The sequence below is a fragment of the Pseudomonas sp. P7779 genome, from assembly GCF_013386315.1.
In the GTDB taxonomy this organism is placed as follows: Bacteria; Pseudomonadota; Gammaproteobacteria; order Pseudomonadales; family Pseudomonadaceae; genus Aquipseudomonas.
Window position 1 is genome coordinate 1 of sequence record NZ_JACARZ010000239.1, and the last position, 556, is coordinate 556.

2 pseudogenes are annotated in these 556 nt (G+C 57.0%); both read left to right on the forward strand.

Annotated features, from left to right (window positions below):
* Positions 1 to 467, forward strand: a pseudogene (locus HX869_RS31375) (ABC transporter ATP-binding protein); the annotation flags it as partial.
* Positions 464 to 556, forward strand: a pseudogene (locus tag HX869_RS31380) (ABC transporter permease); the annotation flags it as partial. The pseudogenes HX869_RS31375 and HX869_RS31380, both read left to right, overlap by 4 nt.

A 556-nucleotide genomic window follows, 5' to 3' on the forward strand; every position in this document is an offset into this window, starting at 1 on the left:
GCCTGCTGATCCTCGACGAGCCGACGGCGGGCGTGGACATTGAGCTGCGTCGTTCGATGTGGACGTTTCTCACCGAGCTGAACCAGAAAGGCATCACCATCATCCTCACCACGCACTACCTGGAAGAGGCTGAGCAGCTGTGCCGCAACATCGGCATCATCGACCACGGCACCATTGTCGAAAACACCAGCATGCGTAATTTGCTGAGCCAGTTGCACGTCGAGACCTTCCTGCTCGACCTGAAAAACGACATGACGGTTGCGCCCCAGTTGATCGGCTACCCGAATCGCCTGGTGGACAGCCACACCCTGGAAGTCCAGGTGGACAAAGCCGTGGGCATCACCGCGCTGTTTGGCCAATTGGCTACCCAGAACATCGAGGTGCTGAGCCTGCGTAACAAAACCAATCGCCTTGAGGAGTTGTTTGTGTCCCTGGTGGAGAAAAATCTGGCGAAGGTGGCGGTATGAGTTCGGAACTGCAACCCAACCTTGTCGCGCTGCAGACTATCGTTTATCGCGAAGTGAAGCGCTTTACCCGGATCTGGCCGCAGACCTTG